This is a genomic window from Carnobacterium divergens (assembly GCF_900258435.1).
Lineage (GTDB): Bacteria > Bacillota > Bacilli > Lactobacillales > Carnobacteriaceae > Carnobacterium > Carnobacterium divergens_A.
Genome location: NZ_LT992558.1, coordinates 1758209 through 1778497 on the forward strand (window position 1 = coordinate 1758209; position 20289 = coordinate 1778497).

Genomic DNA, 20289 nt, shown 5'->3' on the forward strand with positions numbered 1-20289 from the left:
TTGTTAAAAAAACGAAATGTTCACTCTCTATTTTTAACCTTTAAGTGTTTCTTCTTTTAAAAGTTGTACATGCTCTAATTCAGTAAACCATTTTTTAATCGTTTCAATCTTGTTTATTTTTTCTTTGTCTCGTCCTTCAACGAAACTGATCGCAACAATGGTTTCATACTCTTTATGTTCAGGGTATTGCCATTCTTCGCCGTATAAATTCTGTTTAATCAACATTTGGTCAGCGTACTTTCCTGAATAATTAATACAGCTTCCTAATAGGTGATCGCCATGCTTATTGAACTCTAATTTAAAGCGTTCTTCTAAGTCATTTTCTACCACTGAAACACATTTTGAACTGCCGTATTCCAAAAAATAATAATTTCTCATTTTTACTAGACCCCTTCATTCATAAAAAGCTGTTCTTTCATAAAGAATTTAAAACTATTATAGCACCGACTTTGGATAAAAACTAGGGTTCTGTTTATTTCTTTGAATTTTAGCTTGAATTTTTACCTAACACTAAAAAAAGACTCGTTTATTGCCTATTTCTATCCATTATTTTTGGTCTGAATCCCCCAAAAAAAAGTCAACTTTTTAAAAACAATTGTTTTCAAAAACTCTTGACAATATATAACTTTAGGTATATATTAATCACAAATAATTCACTTAGGTGGAAAAAAGGGAGAGTTTTAAATGACAAAATTTAAATTATTAACCGTTGGATTAAGTTTATTTTCTGCACTCGTATTTGCCCACACTTCTATTGCTCAAGAAACACCCGTTGAAGCAAACCAATTGCGCCCTACCCCTCGAATTTCAACAGACGTCAAACTTATTACTCTTGAAAATGGAGAGTCCTATAACTTGAAAAAAACCTTATTTAAAGATAAGAATCACTCTACTCTTTTAGCTTTTCAAGTAAAAACTCAAGAAGATACTACTGAGGCAGTTGTCAAGACAATAAGATATGAAGATGGACAAGATTTTATCCCTCCATATGTAGGGACTGTAGGCTATGTTTCCTCACAATTTTTAAAAAATTTAGACAGTAAGCACCGTCTTGGATTTAACAAAATTAATCTTTGCCTCACCAATATGTCTGGTGGAACCGTAACTTACCGAGTAGCTTATAATTCAAAAGTAGTAGAAAATTCTTCTATAACAGGTAATACGAATGATGACTATTTAGATATTATGACTTGGAATCCTTATTTTAACTTCGAATGATACAAAGAACTTGTAAAACCTCCATCATGATGGAGGTTTTCTTTTTTCTTCAAAGTAAGTGATAGGTTAACGCTTTTTTAATAAAAATAGTCAACTCTTGGACGGGAAGTTCTTTTTCTGGGTCAAGAAGAATTGCTCGATTTTTAGAAAAGGAAAATTGATTGCTAAACAGGGGTTTAAACTCTTCAATTAAAGTTGTTTGGCAATGAACAAAAAGAGCGATTTGATTTTCACCAAAACGATCTAGTCGAATTGGTGTACCTGATTTTGTTTGATTCGTGGCATAACTCACTTGATTCCACTTTAAACTTTCTTCAATTTCGCCTACTTCTGCCAATTGATTGGCTGTATCAAAAATAAGCTGTCTAACTTCTAATAACGAATTGCGATAGTTTTCTGGATACTGTTTAAAAACCGTAGCAACTGCTTCATTTTTAATCGGTGTCATTTTTATTTCTTCCTTTCTTTATTGAATGACTCTCTTTCTATCATTAGTATCGCTTTTAAACAGTGACAACAGTTAGTCATTATTTGGAGTACGTTTTTTGTAACCGGTAAATAGCTTCTTGATGTTGTTTTTTTAAAGAGAGTGGTGTAATCACTTGTGCTTCATTTCCAAACATAAGTAAAAAGGGAATCAAGTAATCTTGATGCTTTGAAAAAAAAGTTACCTCAATGCGATCTTCGACCATTTGAATTTCATTTTCGGTGTAGTAATCATAAAGTTTGCCTAAATCATTCTTTTTAAAGGATAATTTTATCCATTCACCTGTCACTTCTTCTTTTTTTGTTGGGATCCTTTGTAACTCAAAAGTTTGTTCTAAAGTGGACAGCTTTCGTATTCTTGTCACTTTAAAATGTCTAAAGGCGCTTCTTTTTTCACAATAAGCATGGATATACCAACTTCCATTTAACAGCATCAATTCATATGGATGAATGATTCGTCTCGTTCGCTCTCCTTGGTTGCTAACGTATTCAATAGTCATTTTGACGTGTTGCTGTAAGGCATTGCTTAAGTGTGTATTTTTATGTTTTGTCTCTTTTTCAATTTCAATACGATGAAGGGTTGGAGAAATAAATGAAATAAGAGGGCTTGTTGCTGTTTTTGATTGATTTAATTGCATTAAATAAATTTTTTCTTTAATGGTATTTTGGTAGTCTGTTGGTTCAATAAAATGTTCTTTCATTTGCAACGCACTTAAAATATCTTGTTTTTCAGCATCGGTGTAGGTGTATGTACGAAGTTTAAATGAATTTAATAACGAATAGCCGCCCTTTCTTCCAGTAAATGAAACAATCGGAAAGCCTGCCCTTTCAATCGTTTCTATGTCTCTAAAAATGGTGCGTTTGGTTACGTTAAAGCGCGTAGCCAATTGTGTAGCTGGTATGACTTCATTTTCTAACAGCAATACAATGATTGAGAGAATGCGTTCAATTTTTTTCATATTCTGCTCCTTTCGTTTCTTCCTATTTATCGTAGCATCCTAATCACTATTCAGCAACTTTTTGGACAACAAAAAAACCCTTGAATACTCAAGGGTCTCAACACTCATCTTAACGACGAGCTTCTTTGATACGAGCTGCTTTACCATGTAATGCACGTAAGTAGTACAATTTAGCACGACGTACTTTACCATGACGAATAACTTCGATTTGTGCAACACGTGGAGTGTGAACTGGGAATGTACGCTCAACACCAACACCGCCAGAAATTTTACGAACGGTATAAGTTTCGCTGATTCCAGCACCACGACGTTTAATTACTACGCCTTCGAATAATTGGATACGTTCTCTAGTACCCTCAACTACTCGTGCGTGTACACGAACTGTATCTCCAGGACGGAACGTTGGGATATCAGAACGTAATTGTTCGTTTGTGATTGATTCCATTAATTGACTCATGTTTTTTTCTCCTTCCAACAACCATTCATAAGCCTCCAATTGGGCTTAGCGGAATACCGTTTATCGAGTAAAGTTTCTCTTTACTCACCTCAAATAGTTTATCATATCTCTACTTTGGTGTAAAGGGGTTTTCCTTGATAATTTTATTTTTGACTTTATTCAATAACCAACATGTCTTGGTCATCAAATTTCCAACTATCCGCGTAGGCAACTTCCCAATGATAGCCATCTAAGTCTTTAAAGTAACCGCTATAACCACCCCAGAATACTTTTTCAGGAGGCTTAACGATTTCCCCGCCTACTGCTTTGGCTTTTTGGATCAATTCATCTACGTCTGCTTCACTTTTTACATTGATTGCGAACGTAATCCCATTAAAGGAATTTTTTTCTTTAGTAGATGGCTCTGGAAGGTTCATATCTTTAGCTAATTCTGCAATTGGAAATAATTCTAATTTGGTTCCTTTGTTATTAAAAAACACAATTTGTGGATCTTCTGATTTTTCTGGCGTTTGAAACCCCAACTCTTTGTAAAAATGCAATGCCGCTTTTAAATCAGCAACTCCTAGACAAATTAAATTGATTCGATTCATAATGATTCTCCTTTTTTATAGTAGTTTTAAAAAATGATTTTCCCAAATTGCTTCGTGATGAGCGATGATGGCTGGCGCCATTCATAATGGACTGTCCACTGTCGTATACAAGCCGCTTTTCATCCAACAGTGATAGCCTAAACAATGAGCAAGTTGTCTAATTGATAGCGTTTTTTTGTTAGAGAATGCAAGCCTTTTTGTAAATCAATCATCACTAAACTATCTGCCCTATCGAACACTCCCTTTACAGTTTGATGGATGTATTCGTTTATACCTCTTCACACGAACCGTTTTTCTATTCTTTTAAGTACTTATCAGAATAAAGATGCATCAATTTAAACAACTCTGCCAAATCAAGTGGCTGGTTAGGTTCATCCGACCAGATACCTTGCATATTCCCGATAGTAGCAAGTGGACCTTTGGCTCCTTTAACCATTGAAGCTTCTAAATGCGTGATGCCTTCTATTGCTTGGTTAAAGTTGTAATACCCATCTGCTATTGTCTTTCTCCCAATCACCCAATACCATTCGTCATTTGTATTTAAAATTGGATGCCCTTTTTCCACTAGATATTCAGGCGTAGCCACGTCGTAATTTTCCCAACCAGATGTCCAGTAAGCAATTATAAAGTCCTTATCAAAATGACCACAAGTGTCGTCATTATTGTAATAGACCCCATCATTGAAGATCATGGGTTTCATTTTATAGGTTTTAGCCATTAGGGCTAATTCATTGGCATAGGCTATAAACTTTTGATACGTATCTTGTTTTTGAATGGCTACCCAGCCGCCATCTTCCACGACATCGTTGGCGTATTCGTCACATCCAAAATTAATGATTTCAGCATAAGTTGAAAAATAAGCCACATAGTTTTTTACAATCGCTTTGGTAAAGGCCACAGCTAAGTCGTTGTCTAAATCAATGGTACTTTTTGACGTTTTAAATGCTGGATTTAAAATCTTTAATTCCTTCATAATTGCTATGATTGTATCCATATGCCCCGGACTATTAATAACAGGGATGATTTCAATCTTTTTTTCTGAGGCAAATTGCAGCAACTCATCCATTTCAGCTTGAGTTAACGCATTTCCATTTGGGTCATCGTAGTAGTGTCGATTCCCCTTAAGTAGAGCTTTCCTTACTTCATCACTTTTGTATACCTTTTCATTTATTGTGACTGTCATATCTTCTAACAAAAACCGTAAACCGTTATTCCCCACGATAAGCTCCATACCTGTATATCCCAATAAATTGGCTTGATTGATGATTTTTATCAACTCAGCTTTAGAAATGTATTTTCGCCCTGCATCAATAGAAATGATTTTTTTCTCATTGCTAACATGGGGATCTTGCTGTTTTGATTGACCATACAACTTATTTTTACTCTTTTCCATTCACATTCCCCCCTGTGATGTTTTTTATGTCCATTTTCTATCCTTCAATTTTTATCATTTCTTTTGCTTGAATATCTATCTCTAGATTAACATAAAACTCCTTAAATTCCGTCCCTTTTGATTCATTTTTTTGCCAATAAAAAAAAGACAACTAATCCAGCTAGTTGTCTTCATTCGTTATTTTTCTTCTTCTTTTATTTCAGCTAACCATTGTTCTTGCTCTTTTGTTAAGCTTAATACTGCCAGCATATCCGGACGGCGCAAATAGGTTCGACGCAACGATTCTTTTTCTTGCCATTCATGAATCAACTTGTGATTGCCGTTGGTTAAAACTTCAGGAACTTTCATTCCTCTGAAATCGGCAGGTCTTGTGTATTGAGGGTGCTCTAATAACCCTGTTGAGTGAGAATCTGTTTGAGCTGATAAGTTATTCCCTAGTACATCTGGCAATAAGCGTACAGTGGCGTCTATCATCACCATAGCGCCTAGTTCTCCTCCGGTTAACACATAGTCCCCTAATGAGATTTCATCGGTTACAAGCGTCCGGATACGTTCATCATAGCCTTCGTAATGTCCACATATGAAAATTAGATGCTCTTCATTTGCCAATTCTTCTGCGACCGATTGGGTAAAAGGGACTCCAGCTGGATCTAACAGAATCACTCTTTTTTTAGTCGTTGGCGTTTCTGCTTCAATTGCTTCGATTCCGCTAAAAATAGGTTGAGCAGTCAGCAACATCCCTGCACCACCACCATATGGATAATCATCAACATTTTGATGTTTGTTTTCAGAAAAATCGCGAAAATTGGCAACATTCACTTCTAACAATTTTTTTTCAATTGCTTTTCCTAAAATCGACTCTGTTAACGGGCCTTCAAACATTTTAGGAAACAGCGTCAAGACATCGATTCTCATTAATCCAACAATCCTTCCATTAAATGAACGATGACTAATTGTTTTTCTAAATCGACTTTAATCACAACATCCTCAATGTAAGGCACTAATAAATCTTTGCCCTTTGGACGTTGAATCACCCAAACATCATTAGCTCCTGGTGATAAAATTTCTTTGATTTTGCCAAGTTCATTTTCTTCTTCATCTATGACAGTTAAGCCAATAATTTCATGATAATAGAATTCATGCTCCGGTAATTCTTGTAATTGTTCTGATGTAATTTTTAAAATAGCATCGCGGTATTTTTCTACATCGTTGATATTGTGATGGTCAACAAATGAAATAATATCAAAATTCTTATGTTTACGATGACTGTTAACCGTCACTTCTAATGGCGCTTTATTGTCTTGACAAAGCAATAATTTTGCTCCTTTTTTATAGCGTTCTTCTGGAAAATCCGTTCTTGAAATCACTCGAACGTCTCCTTTTAACCCTTGTGTATTGACAATTTTACCTACGTTATATAATTCAGACACATTAATTCCCTCATTTTCATTTATTTAATCTTATTTATTGTACCATATTCTAGCATCATTTCTGTCATTTTCAATGATTTCTTTGGAAATAGTGGAAAAATAAAAAACCATCTCAGTTGAAATGGTTTTTTCGTTATTATTTTGGATTTACTATTCGACAATCGATAATCGTACACGTTTAGGTCCATTGACCCTCACACTGTACACGATGGTACGAATTGATTTAGCTACGCGACCTTGTTTGCCAATTACTCTACCAATATCATCTGGATGAACCGATAATTGATACTCAAGATACTCATTAGATTCCTCAATCACAATATCCAATTCTTCCGGATGGGTGACTAAAGGACGAACAACTGTAAGAATTAATTCTTTCATGTCAGCCATAGAAAACATCCTTTTTATTTAACGTTTTTTGAATCATGGAATTTTTTCATAATACCTTCTTTTGAAAGGATGTTACGAACTGTATCAGAAGGTTGTGCGCCTGTAGCTAACCAGCTTAATACTTTTTCTTCTTCCACTTTAACTTCTGCAGGGCTTACAACTGGGTTGTATGTTCCTACTACTTCGATGTAACGTCCGTCACGTGGAGAACGTGAATCAGCGACTACCATACGATAAAATGGGTTTCTTTTAGATCCCATACGTTTTAAACGAATTTTTACTGCCATGTCTCTTTACACCTCCAATAACTATCTCACATTTATATATATTACCAGTAAATCACTCCCCTGTAAAGTGTTTTTTCTTTACAGGGTGATTTTTTTTTCAAATCAGAGTGAAACACTTTGGTTGCAAGCTTTTTAACGCTTATTTTTTACGCTTGTTTTTCTTTTTCTTTTTGTTTTTTTTCACCATTTGGTTCATGGCCATTTTGCCTAGCTTGCCTTTAATGCCACTACCAAACATATTGTCCATGCCATTAAAATTGCCTTTTGACATTTGATTCATCATTTTTTTAGATTCATTAAACTGTTTGATCATGCGGTTCACTTCAGCAATTGGGCGACCTGATCCACGAGCGATACGACGACGGCGACTTTGAGATAAAATATCTGGATTTTCGCGTTCTTGTGGGGTCATTGATAAAACAACGGCCTTCATACGAGCGGTATCTTTTGGATCGATTTTAATTTGATCTAAGCCTGGTGCGTTGCTCATACCAGGAATCATTTTTAAAATATCTTCTAATGGTCCCATGTTATTTAATTGATCCATTTGATCGATAAAGTCGTTAAAGTCAAAGCTATTTTCTTTTAATTTTTTTGTCATTTCTTCGGCTTTTTGTTCGTCAAAGTCCAGTTGCGCTTTTTCAATCAGCGTCAACATGTCTCCCATGCCTAGAATACGACTTGCCATCCGTTCTGGATAGAAGGGTTCTAAAGCGTCTAACTTCTCACCTTGTCCCGTAAATTTAATTGGTTTCCCTGTTACTGAACGGATAGAAAGGGCTGCCCCACCACGAGTATCGCCGTCTAATTTAGTCAAGATGACTCCTGTGATGTCTAATTGTTCATTAAAGGATTCCGCTACATTAACGGCATCTTGCCCTGTCATGGCATCTACTACTAAGAAGATTTCGGTAGGATTCGTCAATGCTTTAATGTCGGTTAATTCAGTCATTAAGGTTTCATCAATATGCAAACGACCGGCTGTATCGATAATAACAAAATCGCGGTGCTCTTCTTTGGCTTTTTCAATCCCTTTTTGTGCAATTTCAACGGGGCTAACTTGATTGCCCATTGAAAACACGGGAATATCCAATTGTTCCCCAATCGTTTCTAATTGTTGGATTGCGGCAGGACGATAAATATCCGCTGCTACAAGCATTGGTCGACGGTTTTGGTTTTTCCTTAGATAATTAGCTAATTTCCCAGCTGTTGTTGTTTTACCTGCCCCTTGTAACCCAACCATCATAATAACAGTTGGTGACTTTGGTGCCGTTTGAATCGTTGATTGTTCTCCGCCCATTAAAGCAGTTAATTCTTCGTTTACAATCTTAATCACTTGTTGTGAAGGAGATAGACTTTCCAACACTTCTTCCCCAATAGATCGCTCGCTGACCGTTTTTACAAATTCTTTTACTACTTTAAAGTTTACATCGGCTTCTAGTAATGCAAGTCGAACTTCACGCATCATTTCTTTTACGTCTGCTTCAGAAATCTTCCCTTTGCGACGCATTTTATTCATTGCTGCTTGGAGACGTTCTGATAATCCTTCAAATGCCATATAAATTCACCTTTTCCTTATTTTTCATCTTTTTCATCTTGAAGTTGCTGGATAAGTGTTGTTAACTTTTTATCAGTTGAGTAGTTGGCCTCCACATAGCTTGCCAATTCTTCTACAATCTGTTCCGTGCGTTTAAAATCAGCTACGATATGCAATTTTTTTTCATATTCTAACAAGATATGTTCGGTTCTTTTGATGTTGTCATACACTGCTTGACGGCTGACACCAAATTCTTCAGCTATTTCGCCTAATGAAAAATCATCTGCATAATACAACTGCATATAATTTTGTTGTTTTTCAGTTAGTAAGGACTCATAAAATTCAAACAAGCCATTGATACGATTTGTTTTTTCAATTTCCATTTCTGATCCTTCTTTCTTATTAGACGTTCTGTCAAGTGATTTTAGTTTACACACTTCACTAGCGTACCTATTTTTCAGTCTTTAGTCAATAGTTATTCGTTATAAAATAGGAATTTATCAAAAAAGAATAGGTTGCTTTGGTAAAGGTTGAAATTGACTCTCTTCTTTAAAATGAAAAATAAAGCTCTAAATAAATTTAGAGCTTTACTTTTTTACTTTTCTTCATTTTTTAGTAATAACTGACTAAACAAACCGTAAACGTATTCGCTTGGATCGAATTCTTGTAAATCATCCATTCCTTCGCCAAGTCCGACTAATTTAACTGGAATGTGCAGTTCGTTACGGATTGCTAAAACAATTCCGCCTTTTGCTGTACCGTCTAATTTTGTTAAAACAAGACCTGTGACGTCAGTTGTTTCTTTAAATTGTTTTGCTTGAATCATTGCGTTTTGACCTGTTGTCGCATCTAGTACCAGTAATACTTCATGAGGCGCTCCTGGGACTTCTCGTTCAATAATGCGTTTCATTTTTTCAAGCTCGTTCATTAAATTGACTTTATTCTGTAAGCGACCGGCTGTATCTACCATTAAGATATCCGCATGCTCGCTTTTAGCCTGTTTTACTGCGTCGTAAACGACTGCTGCTGGATCTCCCCCTGGTACGCCATGAACCACATCTACCCCCACACGCTCGCCCCAAACGACCAACTGATCGATGGCGCCTGCTCTAAAGGTATCCCCTGCAGCTAATAATACTTTTTTGCCTTCTGATTGGTATTGGTGGGCTAACTTTCCAATTGTAGTTGTTTTTCCTACTCCGTTTACGCCAACAAAAAGCATAATCGTTAAACCATCAGGATTTAAGTTGATTTCTGGTTTTTCAGGTTCGCCTTTTTCATAAATTTCGACTAATTTTTCAATAATCGCTTCTTGAACGGCTCCTTGATTTTTAGCATTTCTTAATTTTACTTCTTGACGTAGGGCATCGGTAATTTCCATTGTGGTATCAAAGCCTACATCCGCGCCTATTAAAACCTCTTCTAGTTCGTCAAAGAAGTCTTCATCCACGGTTCTAAAGTTGGCAAATAATTCATTCATTCGTTCTGAAAAGCTTTTACGTGTTTTTTCTAAGCCCTTTTCGTATTTCTCGGTGACTTCTGTTGTTTCGACTTCTTCACCTGTAAAAGCTTTTTTTATTTTATCAAAAAATCCCATATTATTTCCTCATTTCATTGCTTTCTTTGTTCTTATTGTAACACAATTTCAAACTAGATTCTGTTAGATATTCTCCAGTGTTTTTCCAGCAAGAACGAATTCTTCAACAGCGTAGGCAACGCCTTCTTCTTCGTTTGTTTTTGTGACAAATTGGGCTGCTTTTTTGACTTCATCTGTCGCATTCCCCATTGCAATACCTAACCCTGCGAATTCAATCATTGCCAAATCATTTTCTTCATCGCCTAAGGTCATTACTTCATTGGCGTCAATATTTAGCAACTTGCAAAGTGAGGCGATTCCTTGACCCTTGTCAACACCTTGTGGCAATAGTTCTAGTAAAAATGGTCTTGATTTCATGATGGTATATTTTTCAGTTAAGCGAGCGGGAATTCTGGTAATAGCTTCGTCTAAAATTACTTGATCGAAACAAAAAACAGCTTTGTTAACCGCAATGTCTGCTGGCACTTCTTCCATCACAACGGAAACCATTGGCAAAGCTTTCATCACGGTACCATATAAAGACGCGCGATTTTCAGGATGTGGCAAAGCATACACCTGTTTTAAATCGATAAAATTCATCGGCAATTCAAGGTCTTGACTCAATTGGTAAAGCTCTTCAATATGGTGTTTGGTCAGCGTTTTTTGAGCTAAGATTTCGCCATTATTGGTTTTTTGAACTAAACCGCCATTATACGTGATTCCAAAATCCCCTTCGTCGCGTAATCCTAGTTCATCTAAATAGTGAACCATTCCAAGTAATGGGCGCCCTGTACATAAAACAACTTTAACGCCTTTTTCTTTAGCACGTTGCAAAGCAAGCTTGGTTCGTGGTGTAATTTGTTTTTCATTATTTAATAGTGTTCCATCTAAATCGATTGCAATTAATTTTATCATTCGTTTGCTCCTTCTTATCTGTCTACTCTTTTAGTATACGTGTTCTTGAAAGTATTGTGAATCAAAAAAAGCAAAAAGACGAAAAACTTCTTGTCTTCTTGCTTTTTTCGTTAACTCGTCGTTGTAATTTCGCCTGTTTCTGCAATTTCTTCTAAGCGAACGGAAACAATTCTGGAAACACCTGATTCTTGCATCGTAACGCCATACAAAACATCGGCTTCTTCCATTGTTCCTTTGCGATGCGTAATGACAATAAACTGCGTATCCCCTTCAAATTGATTTAAATAACGTCCAAATCGCGCAACATTGGCTTCGTCTAACGCGGCTTCAACTTCATCTAAAATACAAAATGGAACGGGACGCACTTGAATAATTGAAAACAACAACGCAATTGCTGTAAAGGCACGTTCTCCACCAGAAAGTAAACTTAAATTTTGTAATTTTTTCCCTGGCGGTTGGGCAATAATCTCGATTCCGGTATTTAGTAAGTCTGACGGATCGCTTAACCTTAGTTCTGCATATCCGCCGCCAAACATTTTTGGAAATACATCGGAAAATTTTTCACGAATCGCTTCAAACACTTCAGAAAAACGTTTTTTCACTTCTTCATCCATCTCGTCCATCGTTTCAAATAAGCTTGATTTTGCTGTTAATAAGTCGTCTCGTTGCTCGGTTAAGAATGTAAAGCGTTCGTTTACTCGATCAAACTCCTCAATTGCACCTAAATTTACAGAACCTAATTCTTCAATTCCTAATTTTAATAGTTTCACTTTTTGGCGCGCTTCTTCCAGAGTCAGTGTAAGCGGATGATTGGCTTTGGCAAAGTCAAAGCTTAAACCATATTCTTCGCTTAAATGAGTTAAGCGATTTTCAATCTCTACGTCATGACGATTCATTGTGACCTCAGCTTTTGATTTTTGCTCAAAAACAATGTGTTGTTGTGTGTTTTGTGCTGAAATGGAACAATCCAGTTCGTCAATCTCCGCTTCGATGACTTGTCGTTTTTCTTTCCCTTTGGACAGTTGATTTTCTAAGGTTTCTTTTTCTGATAGCAATTCAGCCACTTTGACCGCTAATTCTTCTTTCGTCAATTGATGGTTGCCGTTGTTTTCATCAATGGCTTGAATTTGCAATTGAATGCTATTCAAGTTTTCTTCTTCTTGCTGAATTCCGGTAAGAAGGTTGTTTTGTTCTTTTCTTAGACCGGCAAGTTGTTCTTTAATAACCGCAACATTAGCGGTTAATTGTTGAACTTTTTCGCCTGCTTCTTTTTGTAGTTCTGTTCGTTTTTCATTTTCAGAGGAAAGCATCTCAATCTGACGATTGATTTTTTTCATTTCAGCTTCAATTAAAAGCATTTCAGCTTCAATTTCAGCAGTTCTAGAATGATAATGGTCTGCTTCTTCTTTTGCTTCTTGAAATTCAAAACTATGGGCCTTTAGTTCCCGTAAAAGACGTCGCTCTTTTTCACTATAAAGTTCACAATCATTTTTTAGTTGCTGTTCTTCCAGGCGTTTATGTTCCCCAGCCATACGCAATTCTTCCAATTGTTGCTCTGATTTTTTAAGAGATTGTTTTAAACTACGTACGTCAATTTCTTTTTCAGTAAGTGTTTTTTCCATTGCTTGAATTTGTTGGTTTAATGTAGCTAGTTCATTTTTTCTCGCAAAAATGCTGCCTTGATTGCCTTTTTTACTTGCACCACCTGTCATTGAACCCCCTGCATTCATTACGTCCCCTTCAAGGGTAACTACACGGTATTTAAATTGAACAAGACGGGCAATCCCGTTAGCTGAAGTTAAATCTGATGCAATAATCGTTGTACCTAATAAATTTTGAATAACGGTCGCCACTTCATCTGAATAGCCAACTAATTGGCTTGCAATGCCGATAAATCCGGAATGCTCTCGAACCGTAGCTTCGATATTGCTTGGCAAATGTCTAGGTTTAATGGTTGTTAAAGGTAAGAAAGTCGCTCGACCTAAGCGTTTTTGTTTTAGGTAGGTGATGCCATTTCGTCCACTTTCTTCATTTCTAACAATAATGTTTTGGCTTTGAGCCCCTAATGCGATATCAATCGCTAATTCGGTTTGTTTGGGAACCTGAATAACTTCTGCAACAGCACCAATAATGCCACCAATCTCCGCTTTTCGTTTTAAAACTTCTCGAACGCCTTGGTAGAATCCAGCGTAATCTTCATTTAAATCAGATAAGCTGTCGCGTTTTGCTTTAGCTTGCTGAAGCAAACGCATCGCATCAAACATATTGTTTTCGTATGTTTCTAAGGTGCTTTGATTTTTTTGGCATTCTGCTTGCAACTCTTGATGATTGAATAACTTAGTGGCTAAATCTTGTTGTACAATTTTTAATTCCTCAGTTACTGCTTCTTTTTTGGTCACAGCTTCTGCTAGTTCTTCTTCAAGTCGCTTGCCTGATTCATCGGATTGCTTGTTTTTTTGAGAACTATGAAGAAAACTCTTTTCTAAGTAACTTTGTTCATTTCTTAGTGTGGTTTGCTTTTGCATCCATTCCACATAATCATCTCGTAAAGTTTCTATGGTATAAGTGCTGTCTTCTAAAAGTAAGTTTCGTTCTTGTTCTGCTTTTGCAAGGTCCGCTTTTAGTTGCTTTTCTTCCTCTTGTTTGCTTACAATTCGGTCTTTAAGTTCGTGATGTTCTTGCGTTAATTGGTTTAATCTTGCTTCAATTTTTGCTTTGTTTTGTTGGTACTGTTCCAAATTTTCTTTGGTATTTTTGCTGCGTTCACTTAATACTTTTTTTGAGGCTTCTGTTTGTTCGTATTGCTGAATAATCGTTACTAACTGTGCTTGAGTGTGATCTAAGGTGCTGTCTAATTCTTGTCGTTTTTCTCGCAATGCACTGACAGCTTGCTCATTTTGTTTAAGTTGTTCTTTCATTTCAGAAAGTTCTTCTTGAAACGCCGTTAATTCTTTTTGACTGGTCTGCCACTTTTCTTTTAACAATTCTATTTCAACTGCTGTTAAGGCAATTTCGACTTCACTTAGTTGTTCTTTTTGTGATACGTAATCTTTAGCAATACTACTTTGTTCCCGTAGTGGTTCGACTTGATCTTCTAATTCATAGACAATGTCTTGGACGCGGTTTAAATTATCTTCTGTTTCAAATAATTTTTGTTCTGCTTTTTTCTTACGCGTCTTGTACTTTAAAACACCTGCCGCCTCTTCAAAAATAGAGCGTCGATCTTCTGGCTTGCTGTTGAAGATGGCTTCTACCTTTCCTTGAGAAATGATAGAAAATGATTCCTTTCCTAAGCCTGAATCCATAAACAAGTCAACGATATCTTTTAATCTGCAGCTTTGTTTGTTTAAATAAAAATCACTATCTCCATTGCGATTTAAGCGTCTTGTAATGCTGATTTCACTAAAATCTAGCGGTAAAAAATGATCTTCATTTTCTAAGACAAGAGTCACTTCAGCGAAGTTTAAGGGTTTTCTAGATTCAGAACCTGCAAAAATCACATCGTTCATTCTGCCACCACGCAAACTTTTAGCTGAAGTTTCACCTAGTACCCAACGGATAGCTTCTGTAATGTTACTTTTCCCACTACCATTAGGACCAACGACTGCAGTAACGCCGTCTACAAATTCAATGGTCGTTTTATCTGCAAAGGATTTAAATCCAGTAATGTCAATTCTTTTTAAATGCACTGTAGTCGTGGCTCCTTTCTTATCTTGATTGGATTGTTTTTAAAGCATTTTCAGCAGCGGATTGTTCTGCTGCTTTTTTCGTTTTTCCACTTCCTGAACCTAGTACTTTACCTTTGGCACTGACTTCTACAATAAATTCTTTTTCATGGGCTGGACCAACTTCGTCAATCAAACGGTACTCAATGATGATTTCACCGTCTTGTTGGAGCCACTCTTGTAAGTTTGTTTTGTGATCCATCACATGTGAGAAAGCACCGGTTGCAATTTTAGGGAACATGGTTTGTCTTAGAAAGTCTAAAACAGCCTCAATTCCTTGATCCAAATAAAGCGCGCCAATAAAAGATTCGTATAAATCGCAAAGTAGAGCGGGTCTATTTCTGCCATTCATTCTTTCTTCTCCGCGGCCTAAACGAATGTATTTGTCAAATCCATATTCTTTAGCAAATAAACTTAAACTGGCTTCGCAGACAATTGTTGCACGCAGTTTAGTTAGTTTTCCTTCAGGTAATTCTGGATAATGATCAAATAAATAGCGAGAAACTGTTAATTCTAAAACTGCATCTCCTAAAAATTCAATTCGTTCGTTGTCTTGAATTTTGCAATCCCTGTGCTCATTCACATATGATGAATGGGTAAATGCTTCTTGTAAAAAAGCTAAGTTTTTAAACGTGATGCCAAATTTTTCTTTCAGTTCGTTTAAAAATAATTCATTCATTTCGACACTCCTTTTTAAGTATAACAAGTTAAACCTATTCTATTATACTTGGTTTTTCTGTAAAAATAAAATTTTTCCGCTGAAAAAAAAGGTTTTCTTAATAATAATGGGGTTTTCATCTTTTAACTCTCATTTTCCACTATAAAAACCCAGTCTGTAAAATCTAAAAGATCCTACAAGCTGGGTTTTGTTGATTTTCATTCATTATTATTGAAGATGAGCGTCGATGTATTTCACTGCATCGCCAACGGTTTCGATTTGTTCGGCATCTTCATCGGAAATTTCAGTACCGAAAACATCTTCTAATTCCATTACAAGTTCAACGATGTCTAATGAATCTGCTCCCAAATCGTCTTTAAAAGTCAATTCACTAGTGACTTTTTCATTGTCCACGCCAAAACGTTCTACAATAATTTTTGCAACTTTTTCAAAAGTTTCATTTTGAGACAACTGCTCCACCTCCATCTACTTACTGGATCATTTTGTTTGATAGTCTTTAACGTATGTTCCATTTGTATCACAATTATTTTACTGATAAAGAATGCTTTTGTCTAGTATTTTTTGATTTTATACTAAATTTAATCTTCAATTGGTGTCTCTTTTGTTTCAAAATACGTCACTAAATCGTCGATCACATGTGATTCTAGCATTTCGTGAATTTGCTTGATGGTAAAATAAACAGATTCTTTTTCAGTAGAACCATGTGTTTTCACAACAGGGGCTTTTACTCCAAATAAAACAGCTCCGCCATATCTTGAGTAGTCTAATTTTTCCTTCATATCCATTAGACCATTTTTTAACAATGCACCACCAAGTTTTTCTTTCACACCATTGTCATAAATTGCTGCTTTTAACAATTTCATCATGGACATTGCGGTTCCTTCGATTGTTTTTAACACCGCATTTCCAGTAAAACCATCCGTAACCACCACGTCAGCGACGCCATTTAATAATTCACGCGCCTCAACATTTCCAATAAAGTCAATTTCTGGTTCTGCGGCTAACAATGCATAAGCACGTTTTGTCACATCATTGCCTTTATTTTCTTCTGTTCCGTTATTTAAAAGTCCAACAGTTGGTTTTTTAACACCTCGAACAAATTTTGCATAATAGCTAGCTAAAATGGCATACTGATGAATGTTTTCAGGTTTTGTATCTGCATTCGCACCTACATCCATTAAGTTAAAGACTCGTTCGTCATTTCCTACAACAGGTAATGTCGGCATCAAGCCTGGACGATCAATTCCTTTAATTCTACCAATGATTAATAAGCCAGCTGTTAACAAGGCGCCCGTATTCCCTGCTGAAAAAAGAGCATCGGCTTCTTTATTTTTAACGGCTTGCGCAGCTAAAACCATGGAAGCATTTTTTTTTCTTCTAACAGAACGAACAGGGTCGTCATCACTTGCGATTTTTTCATCGGTATGAACAATCTTAATATTTGTTTCATCCGTCATATAGTTACGAATCGCATCTTCTTTTCCATATAATATAAATTCAATATCGTTAAATTCTTTTGCTGCCATCACAACACCTTCTACAATGGCCTTAGGAGCGTTGTCGCCTCCCATTGCGTCTACTGCAATTCTCAAAAGTTACCCTCCTTAATTGGTACCCTAAAACTATGTTACTTGTCTATTATCTCATATTTTTTTTAGATGGCAACTGAATTTCATTAATTCACTGGATTCTTTCGGTTAATCAAAGCCAAGGGAATCCATATTTTCAATCCCAATTTCACGACGCAAACTTTGATAGTCAGGTGAAACGTAAAATGCTTCTTGGTTCACTAAAAGAGCCGCTTCATTTCTTGCTGCTTCTAACGCACCAAAGTCACCGATAATATCGCCGACTTTAAATTCTGGAGCACCTGACTGTTTTGAACCGAATAAATCACCGGCGCCACGTAATTCTAAGTCTTTTTCACTTAAAACAAAGCCATCTGTCGTTTCTGTCATGATTTTCATCCGTTCGATGCCGGTATCATTTTTAGGATTGGCCACTAAAATACAATAAGATTCTTTCGTTCCACGTCCAACACGTCCGCGTAATTGGTGCAGTTGTGATAATCCAAAACGATCGGCATCATAGATCACCATTGTAGTCGCATTTGGCACGTTTACACCTACTTCAATAACAGTTGTTGAAACTAAAACTTGCAATTGATTCTTTTTGAAGCGTTCCATTACAGCTTCTTTTTCAGCAGGTTTCATTTTCCCATGTAACAATCCTACTTGAAAATTAGGTTCGTAATACGCTTGTAGCTTTTCATAAATATCGGTAGCATTTTTTACATCTAAGCTTTCTGATTCTTCAATTAAAGGACAAATCACATAAGCTTGTGAACCTTTTCTTAACTGGGTTTCAATAAAATGCAAGGTATGTTCAAAGTTTTTCGGTCGGGTCCAAGTTGTCTCAATAGGTATACGACCGGCTGGAAGTTCATCAATAATCGACACATCCATTTCGCCATATGCTGTAATTGCAAGGGTTCTAGGAATAGGTGTCGCAGTCATAAAGAGAACGTCAGGATGATCGCCTTTTTCTCTTAAAATTTTTCGTTGATTCACGCCAAAGCGATGTTGCTCATCCGTAATGACTAAACCTAAATTTTGAAAGGAAACATCTTCTTGAATTAACGCATGGGTACCTATTAGGACATCCAATTCCCCATTTGCTAATTCAGTTAAGATTTCACGACGCATTTTAGTTTTTGTGGAGCCAGTCAACAGGGCAATTCGCACTTCTAATGGATCAAAAAGCTGTACCAAACTTTCCATATGTTGTTCTGCTAGAATTTCAGTTGGTACCATTAGAGCGGATTGAAAGCCTGCGTTGCTTGTTGCAAAGAGAGCAATGGCAGCTACGATGGTCTTTCCACTCCCTACATCTCCTTGTAATAAACGATGCATATGTAGGGATTTTCGAAGATCTCCGCAAATTTCATTGACAACTCTTTTTTGAGCATTTGTTAATTCAAAGGGCAATGACGCAATAAATCGCCTTAAATCTGCCACGTTGTAGGTTAATGCTGTCCCTTTGCCAACCGCTTTTTCCTGTTTTCTTAACACTTGCATTTTCATTTGAAAAACAAAAAATTCTTCAAAAACAACTTCACGTCTCGCTTGTTTCGTCTGTTCTTCGCTTGTTGGAAAATGCATTGCATAGATGGCATCTCGATGACTGATTAATCGGTATTTTTCTTTTAAATAAGCTGGGATAATTTCTGGAATTAACTCTTCGTAGCGGGCAAAAGCTTCAGTTACTAGATTTAAAATCGTTTTTTGCTTAATCCCTTTATTTGCGCTATAAATTGATTCAAAACCGGCTTCTTCTTGTTCTATTTGTGCGCCAAGAATTTTCATTCCCGTTAAACTTTTTCGTTTGTCGTCCCATTTTCCGAAAACCGCAATTTCCTCGCCTGCATGAATTTTACTTTTTAAGTAGGGTTGGTTAAAGAACGTAACTGCAATTACAGCGTGATCGATGGCCATGCGAAAAACAAGGCGATTTTTTTTTGGTCCAAATCTAGTTAAAACAGCTTCTGAAACAACATCGCCTTTTAAAGTTACTTTTTCTTGGTCTTCAATTTCTGATAAGTCTTTGACTTGAATGTCTTCATAACGGAAAGGATAGTGAGAAAGTAAGTCTAATACGGTAAAAATACCAAGCTGATGAAGTGCCTCCAAGCGTTTAGCGCCAACTTGAGGAAGCACGGTTACTGGATCATAGATTGATTTCCCCATAATTTATGCAGGATTGCCAAAAATACGCATTTTAATTTCACGTCCTGTTGGCGTATCTGCCAACCCTCCCTCTGCAGTTTCTTTGAAAATAGACGGCATTTGACGTCCTACTTTATACATTGCTGCAATGACTTCATCCGTTGGAATCACACTTGTAATCCCAGCTAAGGCCATATCTGCTGAAATCATGGCTTGGGCTGCACCTAAAGCGTTCCGTTTGACACAAGGGACCTCAACTAAACCTGCAACAGGATCACAAATTAAGCCCATCATGTTTTTCAACGTCATAGCAATCGCGGCGCTACACATTTCTGGCGTGCCTCCACTAGCATCAACTAAAGCCGCACTGGCAATGGCGCTAGCACTTCCGATTTCAGCTTGGCAACCACCTTCTGCACCACTGATGGAAGCATTATTGGCAATTACTAACCCAAATGCCCCTGCAGTAAATAAAAAACGTACCATCGCTTCTCTATCCATGTTTAACCGTTCTTTAGCTGCAAAGAGTACTCCTGGAACTACCCCAGCGCTACCTGCAGTTGGAGTTGCGCAAACTAAGCCCATCGCTGCATTAACTTCATTTGTAGCCACAGCGTTACGGACAGCAGTTAAAATGGTTTCTCCACTTAAAAAATTGCCTTTTTCGATGTATTCTTTTAATTTGGTCGCGTCTCCGCCTGTCAAACCAGTTGCTGAAGAGACACCATTGACACCTTTTTCAACAGCGTTTTCCATTACTGTCAATTGCTGTTCCATTTTTTTTAAAATTTCGGTGCGCGGCATGCGTGTGGTTTCCATTTCTAGTGCGATCATTACTTCAAAGACACTGCCAAATTGGTTGGCTTGTTCTACTAGCTCACTTACATTTTGAAACATAATTGAAATCCCCTTAAATTAAAAT

21 protein-coding genes are annotated in these 20289 nt (G+C 36.7%); 1 reads left to right on the forward strand and 20 read right to left on the reverse strand.

Annotated features, from left to right (window positions below):
* Nucleotides 1-33 precede the first annotated feature (33 nt).
* The gene (locus CDIMF43_RS08865) at nt 34-378 is read right to left on the reverse strand and encodes a hypothetical protein (protein ID WP_074402639.1); all 345 of its coding nucleotides are present in this window, start codon (nt 376-378) and stop codon (nt 34-36) included.
* Between the two features lie 306 nt (nt 379-684).
* Between CDIMF43_RS08865 and CDIMF43_RS08870 the strand changes: the two genes are divergently transcribed.
* Nucleotides 685-1218, forward strand: coding sequence for a hypothetical protein (locus CDIMF43_RS08870; protein ID WP_109841799.1), 534 nt, complete (start codon nt 685-687; stop codon nt 1216-1218).
* Nucleotides 1219-1267: 49 nt separating this feature from the next.
* Here the strand turns inward: CDIMF43_RS08870 and CDIMF43_RS08875 are convergent, their stop codons facing one another.
* The 19 genes from CDIMF43_RS08875 to sdaAA all read right to left on the reverse strand — a co-directional run bounded on the left by CDIMF43_RS08875 (nt 1268) and on the right by sdaAA (nt 20264).
* Nucleotides 1268-1666: a DUF1801 domain-containing protein gene (locus tag CDIMF43_RS08875; protein WP_074402637.1), complete on the reverse strand. Its 399-nt coding sequence runs from the start codon at nt 1664-1666 to the stop codon at nt 1268-1270.
* A gap of 79 nt (nt 1667-1745) precedes the next feature.
* Complete coding sequence (locus CDIMF43_RS08880) at nt 1746-2663, reverse strand: helix-turn-helix transcriptional regulator (protein ID WP_109841800.1); 918 nt, start codon at nt 2661-2663, stop codon at nt 1746-1748.
* A gap of 109 nt (nt 2664-2772) precedes the next feature.
* A complete protein-coding gene (rplS, locus tag CDIMF43_RS08885; RefSeq protein ID WP_034573490.1) occupies nt 2773-3120 on the reverse strand; it encodes a 50S ribosomal protein L19 in 348 nt (115 codons plus the stop codon).
* Nucleotides 3121-3275: 155 nt separating this feature from the next.
* The gene (locus CDIMF43_RS08890) at nt 3276-3710 is read right to left on the reverse strand and encodes a VOC family protein (RefSeq protein WP_074402602.1); all 435 of its coding nucleotides are present in this window, start codon (nt 3708-3710) and stop codon (nt 3276-3278) included.
* A 295-nt stretch (nt 3711-4005) separates the two neighbouring features.
* Entirely contained in the window at nt 4006-5103 is a 1098-nt protein-coding gene (locus CDIMF43_RS08895; protein ID WP_109841801.1) for a family 20 glycosylhydrolase, read from the reverse strand.
* Nucleotides 5104-5280: 177 nt separating this feature from the next.
* Nucleotides 5281-6018 (reverse strand): tRNA (guanosine(37)-N1)-methyltransferase TrmD, encoded by a 738-nt coding sequence (gene trmD / locus CDIMF43_RS08900; protein ID WP_109841802.1) that lies wholly within the window; start codon nt 6016-6018, stop codon nt 5281-5283.
* Entirely contained in the window at nt 6018-6533 is a 516-nt protein-coding gene (gene rimM / locus CDIMF43_RS08905) for a ribosome maturation factor RimM (RefSeq protein WP_074402599.1), read from the reverse strand. The genes trmD and rimM overlap by 1 nt, the downstream gene beginning before the upstream one ends.
* A 150-nt stretch (nt 6534-6683) precedes the next feature.
* Nucleotides 6684-6923 (reverse strand): KH domain-containing protein, encoded by a 240-nt coding sequence (locus CDIMF43_RS08910; protein ID WP_034569457.1) that lies wholly within the window; start codon nt 6921-6923, stop codon nt 6684-6686.
* Between the two features lie 14 nt (nt 6924-6937).
* Nucleotides 6938-7210, reverse strand: coding sequence for a 30S ribosomal protein S16 (rpsP, locus tag CDIMF43_RS08915; RefSeq protein ID WP_034569454.1), 273 nt, complete (start codon nt 7208-7210; stop codon nt 6938-6940).
* Nucleotides 7211-7349: 139 nt separating this feature from the next.
* The gene (ffh, locus tag CDIMF43_RS08920) at nt 7350-8768 is read right to left on the reverse strand and encodes a signal recognition particle protein (RefSeq protein ID WP_074402598.1); all 1419 of its coding nucleotides are present in this window, start codon (nt 8766-8768) and stop codon (nt 7350-7352) included.
* A 17-nt stretch (nt 8769-8785) separates the two neighbouring features.
* A complete protein-coding gene (locus CDIMF43_RS08925) occupies nt 8786-9130 on the reverse strand; it encodes a putative DNA-binding protein (protein ID WP_034569450.1) in 345 nt (114 codons plus the stop codon).
* Nucleotides 9131-9342: 212 nt separating this feature from the next.
* Nucleotides 9343-10344 (reverse strand): signal recognition particle-docking protein FtsY, encoded by a 1002-nt coding sequence (ftsY, locus tag CDIMF43_RS08930; RefSeq protein ID WP_074402597.1) that lies wholly within the window; start codon nt 10342-10344, stop codon nt 9343-9345.
* A gap of 63 nt (nt 10345-10407) precedes the next feature.
* Complete coding sequence (gene yidA, locus CDIMF43_RS08935; RefSeq protein ID WP_109841803.1) at nt 10408-11238, reverse strand: sugar-phosphatase; 831 nt, start codon at nt 11236-11238, stop codon at nt 10408-10410.
* A 110-nt stretch (nt 11239-11348) separates the two neighbouring features.
* A complete protein-coding gene (gene smc, locus CDIMF43_RS08940) occupies nt 11349-14927 on the reverse strand; it encodes a chromosome segregation protein SMC (RefSeq protein ID WP_109841804.1) in 3579 nt (1192 codons plus the stop codon).
* 19 nt (nt 14928-14946) lie between these two features.
* On the reverse strand, nt 14947-15642 hold the full coding sequence (gene rnc / locus CDIMF43_RS08945; protein WP_034569440.1) for a ribonuclease III: 696 nt from the start codon (nt 15640-15642) through the stop codon (nt 14947-14949).
* A gap of 207 nt (nt 15643-15849) precedes the next feature.
* Entirely contained in the window at nt 15850-16107 is a 258-nt protein-coding gene (gene acpP, locus CDIMF43_RS08950) for an acyl carrier protein (protein ID WP_051915626.1), read from the reverse strand.
* A 113-nt stretch (nt 16108-16220) separates the two neighbouring features.
* Entirely contained in the window at nt 16221-17234 is a 1014-nt protein-coding gene (plsX, locus tag CDIMF43_RS08955) for a phosphate acyltransferase PlsX (protein WP_109841805.1), read from the reverse strand.
* Between the two features lie 105 nt (nt 17235-17339).
* Nucleotides 17340-19388, reverse strand: a complete 2049-nt coding sequence (gene recG / locus CDIMF43_RS08960) for an ATP-dependent DNA helicase RecG (RefSeq protein WP_109841806.1) — start codon at nt 19386-19388, stop codon at nt 17340-17342.
* Between the two features lie 3 nt (nt 19389-19391).
* Nucleotides 19392-20264, reverse strand: coding sequence for an L-serine ammonia-lyase, iron-sulfur-dependent, subunit alpha (gene sdaAA, locus CDIMF43_RS08965; protein ID WP_074402592.1), 873 nt, complete (start codon nt 20262-20264; stop codon nt 19392-19394).
* Nucleotides 20265-20289 lie beyond the last annotated feature (25 nt).

Excerpts from the sequence above, each read along its gene's own strand:
- CDIMF43_RS08910 (WP_034569457.1), bottom strand. The coding sequence starts at position 6,923 with ATGGCTGACATGAAAGAATTAATTCTTACAGTTGTTCGTCCTTTAGTC.
- CDIMF43_RS08925 (WP_034569450.1), bottom strand. The coding sequence starts at position 9,130 with ATGGAAATTGAAAAAACAAATCGTATCAATGGCTTGTTTGAATTTTAT.
- CDIMF43_RS08875 (WP_074402637.1), bottom strand. The coding sequence starts at position 1,666 with ATGACACCGATTAAAAATGAAGCAGTTGCTACGGTTTTTAAACAGTAT.
- acpP (WP_051915626.1), bottom strand. The coding sequence starts at position 16,107 with ATGGAGGTGGAGCAGTTGTCTCAAAATGAAACTTTTGAAAAAGTTGCA.
- yidA (WP_109841803.1), bottom strand. The coding sequence starts at position 11,238 with ATGATAAAATTAATTGCAATCGATTTAGATGGAACACTATTAAATAAT.
- trmD (WP_109841802.1), bottom strand. The coding sequence starts at position 6,018 with ATGAGAATCGATGTCTTGACGCTGTTTCCTAAAATGTTTGAAGGCCCG.
- CDIMF43_RS08890 (WP_074402602.1), bottom strand. The coding sequence starts at position 3,710 with ATGAATCGAATCAATTTAATTTGTCTAGGAGTTGCTGATTTAAAAGCG.
- CDIMF43_RS08870 (WP_109841799.1), top strand. The coding sequence starts at position 685 with ATGACAAAATTTAAATTATTAACCGTTGGATTAAGTTTATTTTCTGCA.
- ffh (WP_074402598.1), bottom strand. The coding sequence starts at position 8,768 with ATGGCATTTGAAGGATTATCAGAACGTCTCCAAGCAGCAATGAATAAA.
- CDIMF43_RS08895 (WP_109841801.1), bottom strand. The coding sequence starts at position 5,103 with ATGGAAAAGAGTAAAAATAAGTTGTATGGTCAATCAAAACAGCAAGAT.
- rpsP (WP_034569454.1), bottom strand. The coding sequence starts at position 7,210 with ATGGCAGTAAAAATTCGTTTAAAACGTATGGGATCTAAAAGAAACCCA.
- CDIMF43_RS08865 (WP_074402639.1), bottom strand. The coding sequence starts at position 378 with ATGAGAAATTATTATTTTTTGGAATACGGCAGTTCAAAATGTGTTTCA.
- sdaAA (WP_074402592.1), bottom strand. The coding sequence starts at position 20,264 with ATGTTTCAAAATGTAAGTGAGCTAGTAGAACAAGCCAACCAATTTGGC.
- rnc (WP_034569440.1), bottom strand. The coding sequence starts at position 15,642 with ATGAATGAATTATTTTTAAACGAACTGAAAGAAAAATTTGGCATCACG.
- rplS (WP_034573490.1), bottom strand. The coding sequence starts at position 3,120 with ATGAGTCAATTAATGGAATCAATCACAAACGAACAATTACGTTCTGAT.
- ftsY (WP_074402597.1), bottom strand. The coding sequence starts at position 10,344 with ATGGGATTTTTTGATAAAATAAAAAAAGCTTTTACAGGTGAAGAAGTC.
- CDIMF43_RS08880 (WP_109841800.1), bottom strand. The coding sequence starts at position 2,663 with ATGAAAAAAATTGAACGCATTCTCTCAATCATTGTATTGCTGTTAGAA.
- recG (WP_109841806.1), bottom strand. The coding sequence starts at position 19,388 with ATGGGGAAATCAATCTATGATCCAGTAACCGTGCTTCCTCAAGTTGGC.